This window comes from Pseudomonas putida (genome assembly GCF_028682455.1).
GTDB classification, from domain to species: domain Bacteria; phylum Pseudomonadota; class Gammaproteobacteria; order Pseudomonadales; family Pseudomonadaceae; genus Aquipseudomonas; species Aquipseudomonas putida_AA.
This window is the reverse complement of sequence record NZ_JANHLD010000004.1, coordinates 551064-566181: the sequence shown is the minus strand read 5'-3', so window position 1 is coordinate 566181 and position 15118 is coordinate 551064. Positions and strand designations below refer to the sequence as shown.

At 59.9% G+C, this 15118-nt stretch carries 16 protein-coding genes; 9 read left to right on the top strand and 7 right to left on the bottom strand.

The window, feature by feature from the left end; translation table 11 throughout:
• Positions 1-90: 90 nt before the first annotated feature.
• A complete protein-coding gene (locus NPS58_RS25830; RefSeq protein ID WP_274118064.1) occupies positions 91-702 on the bottom strand; it encodes a DUF1120 domain-containing protein in 612 nt (203 codons plus the stop codon).
• Between the two features lie 151 nt (positions 703-853).
• A complete protein-coding gene (locus tag NPS58_RS25825) occupies positions 854-1507 on the bottom strand; it encodes a DUF1120 domain-containing protein (RefSeq protein WP_274118063.1) in 654 nt (217 codons plus the stop codon).
• 336 nt (positions 1508-1843) lie between these two features.
• Between NPS58_RS25825 and NPS58_RS25820 the strand changes: the two genes are divergently transcribed.
• Together NPS58_RS25820 and arfB are read left to right on the top strand one after the other, a co-directional pair.
• Positions 1844-2176 carry a helix-turn-helix domain-containing protein gene (locus NPS58_RS25820; RefSeq protein ID WP_274118062.1) on the top strand — a complete coding sequence of 111 codons (333 nt, stop codon included), beginning with the start codon at positions 1844-1846 and terminating at the stop codon, positions 2174-2176.
• Between the two features lie 338 nt (positions 2177-2514).
• A complete protein-coding gene (gene arfB / locus NPS58_RS25815; RefSeq protein ID WP_274118061.1) occupies positions 2515-2925 on the top strand; it encodes an alternative ribosome rescue aminoacyl-tRNA hydrolase ArfB in 411 nt (136 codons plus the stop codon).
• Between the two features lie 106 nt (positions 2926-3031).
• Here the strand turns inward: arfB and NPS58_RS25810 are convergent, their stop codons facing one another.
• The 4 genes from NPS58_RS25810 to phhA all read right to left on the bottom strand — a co-directional run bounded on the left by NPS58_RS25810 (position 3032) and on the right by phhA (position 5715).
• Positions 3032-3160 carry a hypothetical protein gene (locus NPS58_RS25810; protein WP_274118060.1) on the bottom strand — a complete coding sequence of 43 codons (129 nt, stop codon included), beginning with the start codon at positions 3158-3160 and terminating at the stop codon, positions 3032-3034.
• 174 nt (positions 3161-3334) lie between these two features.
• A complete protein-coding gene (locus NPS58_RS25805) occupies positions 3335-4528 on the bottom strand; it encodes an amino acid aminotransferase (RefSeq protein WP_274118059.1) in 1194 nt (397 codons plus the stop codon).
• Positions 4528-4884, bottom strand: coding sequence for a 4a-hydroxytetrahydrobiopterin dehydratase (locus tag NPS58_RS25800; RefSeq protein ID WP_038613492.1), 357 nt, complete (start codon positions 4882-4884; stop codon positions 4528-4530). Before NPS58_RS25800 ends, NPS58_RS25805 begins: the two co-directional genes overlap by 1 nt.
• Before the next feature lie 42 nt (positions 4885-4926).
• A complete protein-coding gene (gene phhA, locus NPS58_RS25795) occupies positions 4927-5715 on the bottom strand; it encodes a phenylalanine 4-monooxygenase (protein WP_028944703.1) in 789 nt (262 codons plus the stop codon).
• A 291-nt stretch (positions 5716-6006) separates the two neighbouring features.
• On the opposite strand from phhA, the gene NPS58_RS25790 reads away from it, so the two are divergent.
• Positions 6007-7578 (top strand): sigma-54-dependent transcriptional regulator, encoded by a 1572-nt coding sequence (locus tag NPS58_RS25790; RefSeq protein ID WP_274118058.1) that lies wholly within the window; start codon positions 6007-6009, stop codon positions 7576-7578.
• An 86-nt stretch (positions 7579-7664) separates the two neighbouring features.
• Here the strand turns inward: NPS58_RS25790 and NPS58_RS25785 are convergent, their stop codons facing one another.
• The gene (locus NPS58_RS25785) at positions 7665-7925 is read right to left on the bottom strand and encodes a DUF2790 domain-containing protein (protein ID WP_274118057.1); all 261 of its coding nucleotides are present in this window, start codon (positions 7923-7925) and stop codon (positions 7665-7667) included.
• Positions 7926-8330: 405 nt separating this feature from the next.
• Here NPS58_RS25785 and acs point away from each other — a divergent pair, with 405 nt between their 5' ends.
• The 6 genes from acs to argR all read left to right on the top strand — a co-directional run bounded on the left by acs (position 8331) and on the right by argR (position 14962).
• Complete coding sequence (gene acs, locus NPS58_RS25780; protein WP_274118056.1) at positions 8331-10292, top strand: acetate--CoA ligase; 1962 nt, start codon at positions 8331-8333, stop codon at positions 10290-10292.
• A 500-nt stretch (positions 10293-10792) separates the two neighbouring features.
• The gene (locus NPS58_RS25775) at positions 10793-11578 is read left to right on the top strand and encodes an ABC transporter substrate-binding protein (RefSeq protein ID WP_274118055.1); all 786 of its coding nucleotides are present in this window, start codon (positions 10793-10795) and stop codon (positions 11576-11578) included.
• Positions 11579-11668: 90 nt separating this feature from the next.
• On the top strand, positions 11669-12358 hold the full coding sequence (locus NPS58_RS25770; RefSeq protein ID WP_274118054.1) for an ABC transporter permease: 690 nt from the start codon (positions 11669-11671) through the stop codon (positions 12356-12358).
• On the top strand, positions 12355-13053 hold the full coding sequence (locus NPS58_RS25765) for an ABC transporter permease (RefSeq protein ID WP_274118053.1): 699 nt from the start codon (positions 12355-12357) through the stop codon (positions 13051-13053). Before NPS58_RS25770 ends, NPS58_RS25765 begins: the two co-directional genes overlap by 4 nt.
• A 66-nt stretch (positions 13054-13119) precedes the next feature.
• Positions 13120-13884 carry an ABC transporter ATP-binding protein gene (locus NPS58_RS25760; RefSeq protein ID WP_274118052.1) on the top strand — a complete coding sequence of 255 codons (765 nt, stop codon included), beginning with the start codon at positions 13120-13122 and terminating at the stop codon, positions 13882-13884.
• A 97-nt stretch (positions 13885-13981) separates the two neighbouring features.
• The gene (gene argR / locus NPS58_RS25755; RefSeq protein WP_274118051.1) at positions 13982-14962 is read left to right on the top strand and encodes a transcriptional regulator ArgR; all 981 of its coding nucleotides are present in this window, start codon (positions 13982-13984) and stop codon (positions 14960-14962) included.
• The last annotated feature ends 156 nt before the right edge of the window (positions 14963-15118 follow it).

Below are 15118 nucleotides of genomic sequence, written 5' to 3'. Positions count from 1 at the left end.
TGGTTCCTTCATAGGTGATCGCGTTGATTACCTTTGGCAGGTGGGTGAGGGCTTCTGACGTCCCTCTTGGTCGAATATTCAGGCTATGGATCAGAGGTACTTGATCTCGAGGGTGCTGTTGCCGTTGAGCTCGATGTCGTCGGTGAAGGGCAGGTCTTCATTGATCGAGCCCTGGATGCGCATGACGGCGCTCAAGGTGGTTGTGGGTTGCGGGTTGGTAGTGCCGAAGGCCAGCCTGAAGTCTTGAGCCGTGGTCGAGTCGCGCAGCAGGACAACGTCGCTCGGTCTCCAGGTGGCGCCACCGTCCAATGACTCCAGTGCACCCAGCTGCTGGCCATCGACCTGGGCGGTCTGGAACGCCATCGAATAACGCCCGATGGGCATCGTCTGGTAGGTGCCCATGCCGAAGTGGATATCGCCGATGGTGCTGGCAGAGCCGCTAAGGTTGTCGGTTGCGATCACGGCTATTGGCGCTTCGGCACCGCAGCTGATGGACAGAGTCAGCGTTCTGTCCGGCAGTTGGAAGTTGTCGAGGGTCTCGGCATGGATCGGGCCGTAGTCCACTACCCCGTTGTTGCTCAAGCTTGGGGTGCAGGCCGTCGGTGTGATGGTGCCTATGACGCTCAGTTCAGTGGTGGAGGCGAAGGCGTGGGTGCCAGCCAGTGCGGCGACGAGGGAGAGGGAGAGTGCGGACTTCTTCACAGATTTTTCCTTTCTTGGTTCTTGTGTTGGGTGGGGCGGATGTCCCGTTTTTTGAATGCAGAAAACCTTCACTGGCCGTTTGGGGGCAATGTGCAGGTCTGCAGTCGACGGGATTCTTTAAGGCCGGTGAGGCCATGTGTCTCGGGTATGGCTACAGGTACTGGACCTCGACGGTCAGGCTGCCATCCATGAGCGATTGATCGAAGTGGAGGGTGTCGTTGCGTACCCAGCCGCTGACTTCCAGCTCCAGGCTCAGGTGCTGTGCGGGCGTTGGGCTGGTGCTGCCGGTGGACGCAAAGCCGAAGCGTGTATCGGGGCGGTCGCCCAGGTGCTTGAGCAATGCGCTGGTCAAGGGCGTCCAGGTCTGGCCCTTGTCAGTGGAGTAGAGGGTATCTGCCGGAAGATTGTCGAGCCGGACAGTGCCGCCCGACCAGCCCGCGGTATAGAATCCGATGGGTTCACCGCCAACGGTGCGACCCAGGCCAAAGGTGCGGGCTTCGCCGGCGGCGTTGCTGTCGCGGCGATTGCCGGTAGCCACCAGGGCCAGCGGCGTTGGCGCACCACAGCTGACAAGCAGGGTCAGGTTGCGCAGGGGGAGGGTGGAGTGTGAGGGATCTTCGGGATCGATCGGCAGTTCAGGAATGCTGAGGTCGCCGTAGTCCACTCGGCCACCCATCGAGAGTGAGGGCGTGCAAGCGGACGGTGTAAGGGTGCCGGCCAGGCTGACGTCAGTGGTGCTGGCATTGGCCCCAAGGCTGACGACGGCCAGCAACGCTGTCAGGGTGCATGGCGTTTTGTTGCTCATGACTCGGTCCTTTGACTAAGGGAAGGAGCCTCCGCGCCGGTGCAGACTCAGTTCAAGCGTCGACGCTGGAAGGTACTTCGGGTAATAACCGAAATTCGGCATTACCCGTTACCAGGAACAAATCCTGGTCCTGTGTCGTCCATGACGGTACTGCGGGTACATAGGGTGATCGTTGATGCGGCAAATGTGCTTTGCTTAGGATTGCCTGGCCGAAAGCACCATAGGCAGGCTGCCCAGCATGTTCGTCTGCGTTGTCAGGGTGCTGATTATGCCCAATAAAATGTTCCTGTAAAGAGGTGGTGTTTGAAAAATTGTGCATCAAGCGCACCAAAATCAGTGGAAAGTGGAGAGCGTCTGCGCCAGGAGCGCACTCGCCTCGGGTTACGGCAGGATGACTTTGCCAGCCTGGGCGGCGTCAATCGCAACACCCAGGGCAGCTACGAAAAAGGCGAGCGCAATCCTGATGTCGCTTATCTGGCTGCGGTGGCGCGGGTGGGGGTGGATGTGAGCTTCGTGATTACCGGAATGCGCAAGGTCGATACCGCGCAGGAACTGACCGAGCCGGAGCAGCGCCTGCTGACGCGTTATCGCTCGCTGGCCAGCACTGACCAAGAAATTGTGCATCGAGTGGTCGGGGCAATGGTCAGCGCGACGAGTGAGGTCAACTAGGACTGCACCTTTTTCCTACGAAATAATCAGACCGATAAAGGTTAATTTCAATACGATTCCCCGTAACGTCTTTCCTTCCAGAAATCCAAGGGAAGGATGGTCATGTCCAAGTACAAAACCTGCTCGTCCTATCGGGCAGCTGACATTCGCCCTGATAGCCCGTTGAACGAATCCGAGTGCGACCTGGTAATGCTGTTCCGACAGTTATCCTCGGTCGATCAGGTCCGTGTTCGACGAGTGGTCGAGGTATTGGCCCGGAGTACATCCGCCATGGTCGACGAAGCCTCATGAGACTGTGGCCTGTAAAGTTATTTGCTGTTTTTCAAGGGTAGGTGAAGGTGCAACTTTCAAACGCAGTGCAATTGCCCGATGACGAGATCGAGCTGACGGCCATCCGCGCCCAGGGCGCCGGCGGGCAGAATGTCAACAAGGTCTCCAGCGCCGTGCACCTGCGCTTCGACATCCAGGCTTCGTCACTGCCGCCGTTCTACAAGGAACGCTTGTTGGCCCTGCGCGACAGCCGTATCACCCGCGATGGGGTGATCATCATCAAGGCCCAGCAGTACCGCACCCAGGAGCAGAATCGCAACGATGCGCTGGAGCGCCTGCGCGAGTTGATACTCTCGGCAATCAAGGTCGAGAAGGCGCGACGCCCGACCCGACCGACCCTGGGATCGAAAACCCGGCGGCTGGACACCAAGAGCAAACGCGGAGCAATCAAGGCCGGACGCGGCAAGATCGATTATTGAGGCGGGAGATGACGCGCAGGCGGCGAAGAGATTCTTGACGGTGTGAAAACGTGTTGACGGGTAGTCCCTGCATCAGCCGTTTTCACACAGTCTGATTGTTGCGCGGTTATTCCTGGTCGGCGCTTGAGGTGTCGTCGCCGTCGTGGTCAGCCTGGGCTGCTTCGGCGCTGTGAGTGGCAGGTGTCTGCTCTTCTGGGTTCAGGCTTGGGAAGGGAAGATTCGGGATTTCATGCATCTCGTCGTTCCTCGCAAGTGTGTGGAAAGGCTGCGCAAGGCGCGCGTGGCTTGTAAAAAGCCTGTGCAGGATACAGGAAGCTGAATGACAGTATGAATTTTCCTGCTGATTGGTGGTGAAGCCTGCGGGAGCCAGCTTGCCGGCAAGCCGGCTCCCACATGACCTGCTAAGGGTTTACCGGCAGACGTCAGCGATCGCTGCCGCCAATGCCCCAAGGCGCGCAGCATCGGCCCCGGCGACATTCGCCCGGCCCGTGCCGACCATGTACACACTGTGGCGCTCACGCAATTGCTTGACCTGCTCTGGCGACAACCCAGTATAGGAAAACATCCCTCGCTGTTCGGCAATGTGGGCAAAACGCTCGTTCAGCCCATGGGGCGCAAGCGCCTCGACCAGGCCGACGCGTAGCTGCGCAATACGCTGGCGCATGGCCTCGACTTCTTCGATCCACAGGCGCTTGAGATCTGCATCGCCAAGAATCTGCGCCACCACCGCAGCACCATGATCCGGTGGCGTCGACCACAGATTGCGGGCCAGCCAGGCCAGTTGGCTGCGGACATCCTGCAGTTTTTCGGCATCGTGGCTGCACACCAGCAGCGCGCCGGTGCGGTCACGGTACAAGCCGAAGTTCTTGGAGCAGGAGCTGGTGATCAGCAGCTCGGGCAGTTCGGCGGCGAACAACCGGACGGCCCAGGCGTCTTCTTCCAGGCCATCGCCAAAGCCCTGGTAGGCAAAGTCGATCAGCGGCAGCAGGTCGCGGCGGCGAACCACCTCCAGCACAGCGCGCCAGTCATCCTGCGACAGGTCGAAACCGGTCGGGTTGTGACAGCAGGCATGCAGCAATACCACGTCACCCTTGGGTGCCGCTTCCAGTGCAGCCAGCATTCCCGCTACGTTCAGGCGGTTGTCCGCGCCGACGTAGGGATAGTGGCTGACCTCGAGGCCGGCGCCGGCAAAAATGGTTTCGTGGATCGGCCAGGTCGGGTCGCTCAGCCAGATACCGCGACCTGGCAGGCAGTGCTCGATGAACTCTGCAGCGAGGCGAAGGGCACCGGTACCCCCCGGGGTCTGGGTGGCGCCGGCGCGCTTGTTGCTGAGCAGTGAGGAATCACTGCCCAGCACCAGCTCGCTGATCAACCGGCCGAAGTCCGCATCGCCATGACCGCCGATGTAGCTCTTGCTGGTCTGCTGGTCGAGCAGGCGCTGTTCGGCCTGCTTGACCGCCGCCGGAATCGGCGTCAGGCCCTGGGCATCCTTGAACACGCCGACGCCCAGGTCGAACTTGTTCGGATTGCTGTCTTTGGCATACGCCTCCATCAGCCCCAGGATCGGATCACCCGGTACGCGCTTGATCGCGTCGAAGTGCATTACTTGCGGCCTTCGGCGGTTTTGGCGACCTCGTCGGTACGCGCTGCCATGATGAAGTCGTTACGGTGCAGGCCTTTGATCGAGTGGCTCCACCAGGTCACGGTGACTTTGCCCCATTCGGTCAACAGGCCTGGGTGATGGCCTTCGGCTTCGGAGATTTCGCCCACAGCATTGGTGAAGGCCAGGGCGTGTTTGAAATTCTTGAACAGGAAGACTTTTTCCAGCTGCATGATGCCGTCACGGACTTCGATGTTCCAATCCGGGATCTGCTTGATCAGTACCGGCAGTTCTTCGTCGCTGACCTGTGGAGCATCGGCACGGCAGGCTTCGCAATGGGCTTGGTTCAAGGCGTTCATAAGGTTTTCCGCAAGTGGTTTGTTATTGGTTTGCAAGGCCGCTCAGGCAGCGACCTTGGGTGGGAATTTCGGTGCGTGCAGGCCCATTTTCATTGCAGTGTGGACCATGCCCATGATGTCTTCGTGGGCCAGGTCGAACAGTCGCTTGAGATTGGGCAGGGCAAAGTACAGCGGTTGCAGGATGTCGATTCGATACGGCGTGCGCATGGCTTCCAGCGGGTCGAAGGCCTGGTGCTCGGGCTCATCGGACAGGCTGTAGACGGTCTCCTTTGGCGAAGAGAGGATGCCGCCGCCGTAGATCTTGCGCCCCTGTGGGGTGTCGACCAGGCCGAATTCGATGGTCATCCAGTACAGCCGCGCCAGGTAAACGCGTTCTTCTTTGGTCGCCTGCAGGCCAAGCTTGCCGTAGGTGTGGGTGAACTCGGCAAACCAGGGGTTGGTCAGCAGCGGGCAGTGGCCGAAGATTTCGTGAAAAATGTCGGGCTCTTGCAAGTAGTCGAGCTCTTCTTCGGTGCGAATGAAGGTCGCCACCGGGAAGCGCTTGCTGGCCAACAGTTCAAAAAAGGTCTGGAAGGGGATCAGTGCAGGTACCCGGGCAACTTGCCAGCCAGTGGTGGCGCCCAGCACTTTGTTGATTTCGCCCAACTGCGGAATGCGGTCGTGCGGCAGGTTCAGTTGGTCGATGCCGTCCAGGTATTCCTGGCACGCGCGACCTTCGATCACCTTCAACTGACGGGTAATCAGGGTGTTCCACACCGCGTGCTCTTGCTGCGGGTAGTCGATAAACCCTTGCGCATCGGGCTCGCGAGCCACGTATTGCGTCTGTTTCATACTGCTCTCCTGCTGAGGGCCTTTTTTGTTATGTGATCAAGCCGTTGCTTAAGTGATAACCCGCAGGGCGGCACTTTGCATCGGCGCGGGCCTGTGACAGTGATGGGTGTCGCCTTCAATTCGTAACGATAACTTTACAAAAAAGACAAAAGGCCGAAAAATCGACGGCGACCGCGGTGATGTTTTTCGGTTTTTGTCACGTTTTTTTTACGAAAATTCTTCGGTCCCGGTAAATAAATGCCTGCCGGGTTGGCGCCCAGGCTCGTTGTAGACCTACTAGTAGGACATTTCATGCGTATCAAAGTGCACTGCCAGAACCGCATCGGCATTCTGCGCGACATCCTCAACCTGCTGGTGGAGTACGGTATCAACGTCGCCCGTGGCGAGGTGGGAGGCGAGCATGGCAATGCCATCTACCTGCATTGTCCGAACCTGATCAATCTGCAGTTCCAGGCCCTTCGGCCCAAGTTCGAGTCGATCACCGGCGTGTTTGGGGTCAAGCGGGTAGGGTTGATGCCCAGCGAGCGGCGGCACATGGAGCTCAACGCCTTGCTCGGCGCCTTGGATTTTCCGGTCCTGTCGATCGATATGGGGGGCTCCATCGTCGCCGCCAACCGGGCAGCCGCGCAGTTGCTCGGAGTGCGGGTGGATGAAGTCCCCGGCATTCCGCTGTCACGCTATGCCGAGGACTTCGATCTGCCGGAGCTGGTGCGGGCCAACAAGTCGCGGATCAATGGCCTGCGGGTCAAGGTCAAGGGTGATGTGTTCCTGGCCGATATTGCCCCGCTGCAGTCCGAGCACGATGACAGCGAGGCCCTGGCGGGAGCGGTGCTGACCCTGCACCGCGCCGATCGCATTGGCGAGCGCATCTACAACGTGCGCAAACAGGAGCTGCGTGGTTTCGACAGCATTTTCCAGAGCTCGCGGGTGATGGCGGGCGTGGTGCGTGAAGCGCGGCGCATGGCTCCGCTGGATGCGCCGCTACTGATTGAAGGCGAGACCGGCACGGGCAAGGAGTTGCTGGCGCGTGCCTGTCACCTGGCCAGCCCTCGCGGCCAGGCGCCGTTAATGGCACTCAACTGCGCCGGCTTGCCGGAGTCCATGGCCGAGACTGAGTTGTTCGGCTACGGTCCGGGCGCTTTCGAGGGCGCGCGTGCCGAAGGCAAGCTCGGCCTGCTGGAGCTGACGGCAGGTGGAACCTTGTTCCTCGACGGCGTCGGCGAGATGAGTCCGCGGTTGCAGGTCAAATTGCTGCGCTTTTTGCAGGACGGTTGTTTTCGCCGGGTTGGTAGCGATGAAGAGGTGTATCTGGACGTGCGGGTGATCTGCGCCACCCAGGTCGATCTCTCCGAGCTGTGCGCCCGGGGCGAGTTTCGCCAGGACCTGTACCACCGCCTGAACGTGCTTTCGCTGCATATTCCGCCGCTGCGCGAATGCCTCGATGGTTTGGCGCCGTTGGTCGAGCATTTTCTCGATCAGGCCAGCCGGCAGATCGGGTGTGCCTTGCCGCGCCTGGCACCGGCGGCGATGGAGCGGCTGAGCCAGTACCACTGGCCGGGTAACGTACGACAGTTGGAGAACGTACTGTTCCAGGCGGTATCGCTGTGCGATGGCGGGGTGGTCAAGAGCGAACATATTCGCTTGCCGGACTACGGCGCGCGCCAGCCCCTGGGCGAATTCTCGCTGGACGGTGAGTTGGGGGATATTGTCGGGCGATTCGAGAGGGCGGTACTGGAACAGTTGATGAACGAGTTCCCCAGTAGTCGGGCGTTGGGTAAACGCCTGGGGGTTTCACACACCACGATCGCCAACAAGTTGCGAGAACATGGCTTGGGAAAATCAACGGAGAGTGACGTTAAATAACAATACTGTCAGCGTTGAAGAGGGCCTTAGTGTAAATCGCACGCCCCGTTCAGTGTGCCGGGGCGTGCGAAACAAGAATGGTGTGATTAGCCGTTAGAGCAGCCGTCCCCCATCACGCGGTATTCAAGAATATGCTGCTGGCCCTGGGAGTCCTCGTAGGTCATGCGGACCGGGACTACCTCGCAGACGTGCGGGACTTCGCTCATGGAGATGACTTTGGCGATGTCCAGGTGCTGCGAGTAGCTGTACTGTTCAACCGGAATCTGCCCGGCAGTGTCGTTTGCAACTTCAGCGGCCATCGCCGTGGTGCAAAGACTGCCAAGTACCAATACCAGTAACGCTTTCATTTTCATTTTACCTGTCTAAGGTCGAGAGGGGGCACGCAGCGCTTGTGGCGCCGCGTGTGCAACTTAAGTTCAACTATCACAGTTATCGCGGGATTAACGGCCTTCGTGGGGGTGTTACAAGAAGTTAATCTCGTTGCCGTTGCTGGCGAGGTGAATTTTAGGGTGGTGTGCCTGCCTTAAACAGATGACGTTTTGATAAACACTGTTGGCAAAAACTGTAACAATCGCTCGCCAGGCACTCGGGCGATTTATTTTTCCTGGTCCTGATGCCCGGTCTTGAGCTTGCGGTCAATTGCAGGGGGCAAAAAGAGCAGGGCGTTACTACCAACGTCGAATGGCCGGCCCGGTCTGGTACAGTTACAACGAGGTCATACAAAAACAACTATTACACCGAGGTAGATAAAGATGAGTGCGGCTCCCCTGTACCCCGTTCGTCCCGAGGTTGCGGCCACTACGCTGACTGATGAGGCGACCTACAAGGCCATGTACCAGCAGTCGGTGATCAACCCGGACGGCTTCTGGCGTGAGCAGGCGCAGCGCCTGGACTGGATCAAGCCCTTCACCAAGGTCAAGCAGACTTCCTTCGACGATCACCATGTCGATATCAAATGGTTTGCCGACGGCACTCTGAACGTCTCCTACAACTGCCTCGACCGTCATCTGGCCGAGCGTGGCGATCAAGTCGCGATCATCTGGGAAGGTGACGATCCCTCCGAACACCGCAACATCACCTACCGCGAGCTGCACGAGCAGGTCTGCAAGTTCGCCAACGCCCTGCGTGGCCAGGACGTGCACCGGGGTGACGTGGTCACCATCTACATGCCAATGATCCCCGAGGCCGTGGTTGCGATGCTGGCCTGCGCCCGCATTGGCGCGATTCACTCGGTGGTGTTCGGCGGCTTCTCGCCCGAGGCCCTGGCAGGCCGGATCATCGACTGCAAGTCGAAAGTGGTGATCACTGCCGACGAAGGCCTGCGTGGCGGTCGTCGCACCCCGCTCAAGGCCAATGTCGACCTGGCCCTGACCAACCCGGAAACCGCCAGTGTGCAGAAGATCATCGTGTGCAAGCGCACCGGTGGCGACATTGCCTGGCACCAGCATCGCGACATCTGGTTCGAAGACCTGATGAAGGTTGCCTCCAGCCACTGCGCGCCAAAAGAGATGGGTGCCGAAGAGGCACTTTTCATTCTCTATACCTCGGGTTCGACCGGTAAGCCTAAAGGTGTGCTGCACACTACCGGCGGCTACATGGTCTATGCCGCACTGACCCATGAGCGGGTATTCGACTACCGCCCGGGCGAAGTCTACTGGTGCACCGCCGACGTCGGCTGGGTCACCGGCCACAGCTATATCGTCTACGGCCCGCTGGCCAATGGCGCGACCACCGTACTGTTCGAGGGTGTACCGAACTACCCGGACATCACCCGCGTGTCGAAGATCATCGACAAGCACAAGGTCAACATCCTCTACACCGCGCCAACCGCCATCCGCGCGATGATGGCCGAAGGTCAGGCAGCGGTGGCCGGGGCCGATGGCTCCAGCTTGCGCCTGCTCGGTTCGGTGGGCGAGCCGATCAACCCTGAAGCCTGGAATTGGTACTACCAGACCGTGGGCAAGGAGCGTTGCCCGATCGTCGATACCTGGTGGCAGACCGAAACCGGCGGCGTGCTGATCAGCCCGCTGCCAGGTGCCACGGCGCTCAAGCCGGGTTCGGCGACCCGTCCGTTCTTTGGCGTAGTGCCTGCCCTGGTGGACAACCTCGGCAACCTGATCGAAGGCGCTGCCGAGGGCAACCTGGTGATCCTCGATTCGTGGCCGGGCCAGTCGCGCTCCCTGTATGGCGATCACGACCGATTTGTCGACACCTACTTCAAGACCTTCCGTGGCATGTACTTCACCGGTGACGGTGCCCGTCGCGACGAGGACGGCTACTACTGGATCACCGGCCGGGTCGACGACGTGCTCAACGTGTCGGGTCACCGCATGGGTACCGCCGAGATCGAAAGCGCCATGGTGGCCCACCCGAAAGTCGCCGAGGCTGCGGTGGTTGGCGTGCCGCATGACATCAAGGGGCAGGGCATCTACGTCTATGTCACTCTTAACGGTGGCGAGGAGCCGAACGAGGCGCTGCGCCTGGAGCTGAAGAACTGGGTGCGCAAGGAAATCGGCCCGATTGCCTCGCCGGATGTCATCCAGTGGGCGCCGGGCCTGCCCAAGACTCGTTCGGGCAAGATCATGCGCCGCATCCTGCGCAAGATTGCCACGGCCGAGTACGATTCACTGGGCGATATCTCCACCCTGGCGGACCCAAGCGTGGTCCAGCACCTGATCGATACGCACAAATCGATGAGCCTGGCTTCAGCCTGACCCGCAGGAGCGGGCTTGCCCCGCGATAGCCACTAACAAAGCCCCGCTGGTTCGCCAGCGGGGCTTTGTGCTTTCTGTTACTTCGACAATCATCGGTAACCTATGTGTCACCCCGATTGCGCGCAAACGGGGCAAAGGGAAACGCTACCGCACCGATCGAGGGCGTTCCCGGCACCAATTTCAACGTGCTGAAACGCTGCGCTTGCCGGATTAGAAGGCTTTGCCAATAATAGGCCCGGTTATTGCTTCGCTGATAGGTTATTTGTCTTTTGCTTTTGCATAATTCGCGAAAGCTGTCAATATCTCCGGCCGCCAGTTCCTGTGCTTCTGTAATTAGTTGTCGCATTGAGGAAATATCGGCTTCGGAGCTGTCGTTAAAATGCCGATCACTCGCTCGTGGCGTTCGACCTTTGTCGGCCCTGCGCAGCTCGCGTTGTACCCATTTGCATATGGGGCAGTTTTACCCTGCCTTGTAGTGCCTTTTACCGATGGAGTTCCAGATGAAGAAACTCGCACTGCTTGGCGCCCTGGCGCTGTCTGTGTTTTCCCTGGCATCGCTGGCTGATGAGAAACCGTTGAAAATCGGTATCGAGGCTGCCTACCCACCGTTCGCCTCCAAGGCGCCGGACGGCAGCATCGTTGGCTTCGACTACGACATCGGCAACGCCCTGTGCGCCGAGATGAAGGTCAAGTGCACCTGGGTCGAGCAAGAGTTCGATGGCCTGATCCCGGCGCTGAAAGTGCGCAAGATCGACGCGATCCTCTCGTCCATGTCGATCACCGAAGATCGCAAGAAGTCCGTCGACTTCACGGGCAAGTACTACCTGACACCGGCACGCCTGGTGATGAAGGAAGGCAGCACCGTGAGCGACAGCCTTGCCGAGCTCAAGGGCAAGAAGATTGGCGTGCAGCGTGGCTCGATCCACGATCGCTTCGCCAAAGAGGTTCTGGCTCCACAAGGCGCGACCATCGTTCCTTACGGCACCCAGAACGAAATCTACCTGGACGTCGCAGCCGGTCGCCTGGACGGTACCGTTGCCGATGCTACCCTGCTCGAAGATGGCTTCCTGAAAACTGACGCTGGCAAGGGCTACGCCTTCGTCGGCCCGTCGTTCACCGACGTGAAGTACTTCGGTGACGGCGTTGGTATCGCCGTACGCAAGGGCGACAAGGCCAACCTGGATCGCTTGAACGCTGCCATCGCGGCCATCCGCGCCAATGGCGAGTACAAGAAAATCCAGGACAAGTACTTCAACTTCGACATCTACGGCCCTGAAGCCAAGTAAATCGTCGACGTTTCACCTGTGTAATGGTGCAAGCAGCAGAGGCTCTGAGGTTTGCACCATTTTTTCATCCCTAAGGTCGAGGACCTCAACATGTTGAAAGGCTACGGGGCAGTCATCCTCGACGGCGTGTGGCTGACGCTGCAGCTCGCCTTGTCGTCAATGGCCCTGGCTATCGTACTCGGCCTTATCGGTGTGGCTCTGCGTCTGTCGCCTGTGCGCTGGTTGGCCTGGCTGGGCGACCTGTATTCCACGGTTATCCGCGGGATTCCCGATCTGGTGCTGATCCTGCTGATCTTCTATGGCGGTCAGGACCTGCTCAATCGTGTCGCGCCGCTGCTCGGCTACGACGACTACATCGACCTCAATCCGCTGATGGCGGGTATCGGTACCCTGGGTTTCATCTTTGGTGCCTACCTGTCGGAAACCTTCCGTGGCGCCTTCATGGCCATCCCCAAGGGGCAGGCTGAAGCTGGCATGGCCTATGGCATGAGCAACCTGCAGGTGTTCTTCCGGGTCATGGTGCCGCAGATGATTCGCCTGGCGATTCCGGGCTTTACCAACAATTGGCTGGTCCTGACCAAGGCGACGGCACTGATTTCGGTGGTCGGCCTGCAGGACATGATGTTCAAGGCCAAGCAGGCGGCCGATGCCACCCGCGAACCCTTCACCTTCTTCCTGGCGGTCGCAGCCCTGTACCTGGTGATCACCAGTGTTTCGCTGCTGGCCCTGCGTTACCTCGAGAAGCGCTACTCGGTAGGCGTAAAGGCGGCTGAACTATGATTTTCGACTACAACGTCATCTGGGAGGCCCTGCCGCTGTACCTGGGCGGCTTGCTGACCACGCTGAAACTGCTGGCGCTGTCATTGTTCTTCGGCTTGTTGACCGCCATTCCGCTGGGTCTGATGCGGGTGTCCAAGCAGCCGCTGGTCAATCTGACCGCCTGGCTCTACACCTACGTGATCCGCGGCACGCCGATGCTGGTGCAGTTGTTCCTGATCTACTACGGCCTGGCCCAGTTCGAAGCGGTGCGCGAGAGTTTCCTCTGGCCGTGGCTGTCGAGTGCGACCTTCTGTGCCTGCCTGGCCTTCGCCATCAACACCAGTGCCTACACCGCCGAAATCATCGCCGGCAGCCTCAAGGCCACCCCCTATGGCGAGATCGAGGCAGCCAAGGCCATGGGCATGTCGCGGGTCAAGATGTACCGCCGCATCCTGCTGCCATCGGCCCTGCGTCGGGCCCTGCCGCAGTACAGCAACGAAGTGATCATGATGCTGCAGACCACCAGCCTGGCCTCGATCGTGACCCTGATCGACATCACCGGTGCAGCGCGCACGGTCAATGCCCAGTACTACCTGCCGTTCGAGGCCTACATCACCGCCGGTGTGTTCTACCTGTGCCTGACGTTCATTCTGGTGCGCCTGTTCAAGCTGGCCGAGCGCCGCTGGCTCGGCTACCTGGCGCCGCGCAAGGCCTGAGGCCTGCGGTAACTATTTTCGCCTGAGCGTTAGCTCAAGACTGACTGCTTTGTGAGAACCGACAGCATGTACAAACTCGAAGTCCAAGACCTGCATAAACGCTATGGCAGTCACGAAGTGCTCAAGGGCGTGTCCCTGGCTGCCAAGGCGGGCGACGTGATCAGTATCATCGGCTCCAGTGGCTCGGGCAAAAGTACCTTCCTGCGCTGCATCAACCTGCTTGAACAGCCTCACGCGGGCAAGATTCTGCTCAACAACGAAGAGCTCAAGTTGGTGGCCAACAAGGACGGCGCGCTCAAGGCCGCCGATCCCAAGCAATTGCAGCGCATGCGTTCGCGCCTTTCGATGGTGTTTCAGCATTTCAACCTGTGGTCGCACATGACCGCATTGGAAAACATCATCGAAGCGCCAGTGCACGTGTTGGGCATGTCGAAAAAGGATGCCCTGGAAAAAGCCGAGCACTATCTCGCCAAAGTGGGCGTCTCCCATCGCAAGGACGCCTATCCTGGGCATATGTCCGGTGGCGAGCAGCAGCGTGTGGCGATTGCCCGGGCGCTGGCGATGGAGCCGGAAGTGATGCTGTTCGACGAGCCCACCTCGGCGCTCGACCCGGAGCTGGTAGGCGACGTGCTCAAGGTCATGCAGTCGCTGGCCCAGGAAGGCCGGACCATGGTGGTGGTGACGCACGAGATGGGCTTTGCCCGCGAGGTGTCCAACCAGCTGGTGTTCCTGCACAAGGGGCTGGTGGAGGAGGCAGGCAACCCGCGCGAGGTGCTGGTCAACCCGCAGTCCGAGCGTTTGCAGCAGTTCTTGTCGGGCAGCTTGAAGTAAGATTGCCGCGGCGCACCAAAATGGGTCATGCTGCGTGCCTTGCGCAGCATGACCGGTTTCATCCTCTTGACCTTCCTCAGGTTTCGGACCGCACCCCATGACCACCCAGCGAATCGGTTTTCTCATCTGGCCCAGCACCAAAGCCCTGACCCTGGCGCTGGCCGAAGAGGTTTTGCGGGTTGCCCAGAAGGTACATCCGGAAGTGGCCTACGACTTGTTGTTCCTGCAGGCCGAGCCTGCTGCCGAAGGTGCCTGGCGTTTACCGGGCGAGCCTTGGGCGGGGCGTTTGGAGGGCTGCCAGAAACTCTTCCTGCTGGCCGATGAGCCGCCCCAGGCCGTGGCGTCGGGGTTGGGCAGTGCGCTCAAGCAGTTGGCGCGCGCCGGTTGTGTGATCGGTGGCCTGTCGGCCGGGGTGTATCCTCTGGCGCAACTGGGTTTGCTCGATGGCTACCGGGCCGCGGTGCACTGGCGCTGGCAGGATGATTTTGCCGAGCGTTTTCCCAAGGTCATCGCTACCAGTCATCTGTTCGACTGGGACCGTGATCGCCTGACCGCCTGCGGCGGGATGTCGGTGATCGACCTGTTGCTGGCCGTGCTGGCACGCGACCATGGTGCCGAGCTTGCCGGTGCGGTGTCCGAGGAGCTGGTCGTCGAGCGGATTCGCGAAGGCGGTGAGCGTCAGCGCATTCCACTGCAGAATCGCCTGGGCTCGAGTCATCCGAAGCTGACCCAGGCGGTCTTGTTGATGGAAGCCAACATCGAAGAGCCGCTGACCACCGATGAGATCGCCCAGCATGTCTGCGTGTCGCGGCGCCAGCTGGAGCGGATCTTCAAGCAATACCTCAATCGTGTTCCGAGCCAGTACTACCTGGAGCTGCGCCTGAACAAGGCGCGCCAGATGCTGATGCAAACCAGCAAGTCGATCATCCAGATTGGTTTGTCGTGTGGCTTCTCCTCGGGGCCGCATTTTTCCAGTGCCTATCGCAACTTCTTCGGCGCAACGCCGCGGGAGGATCGCAACCAGCGACGAAGCAGCAGCCCCTTCGAGTTGTCATCGGTGCCCGCCGAGCGCGGCTGACCGCCGTTCCTGCAGATATCTCCCACCCCGACTTCGCACCGTTTAAACTGCGCCTTTGCGACCCTATTTGTCGCATTGCCGAAAGCCTTGGTAAAACAGGGTTTGGCGCTATAAGAAGTTGTCGCTTGGCGACAAGGTCAGGCGCCGATCTGTCCT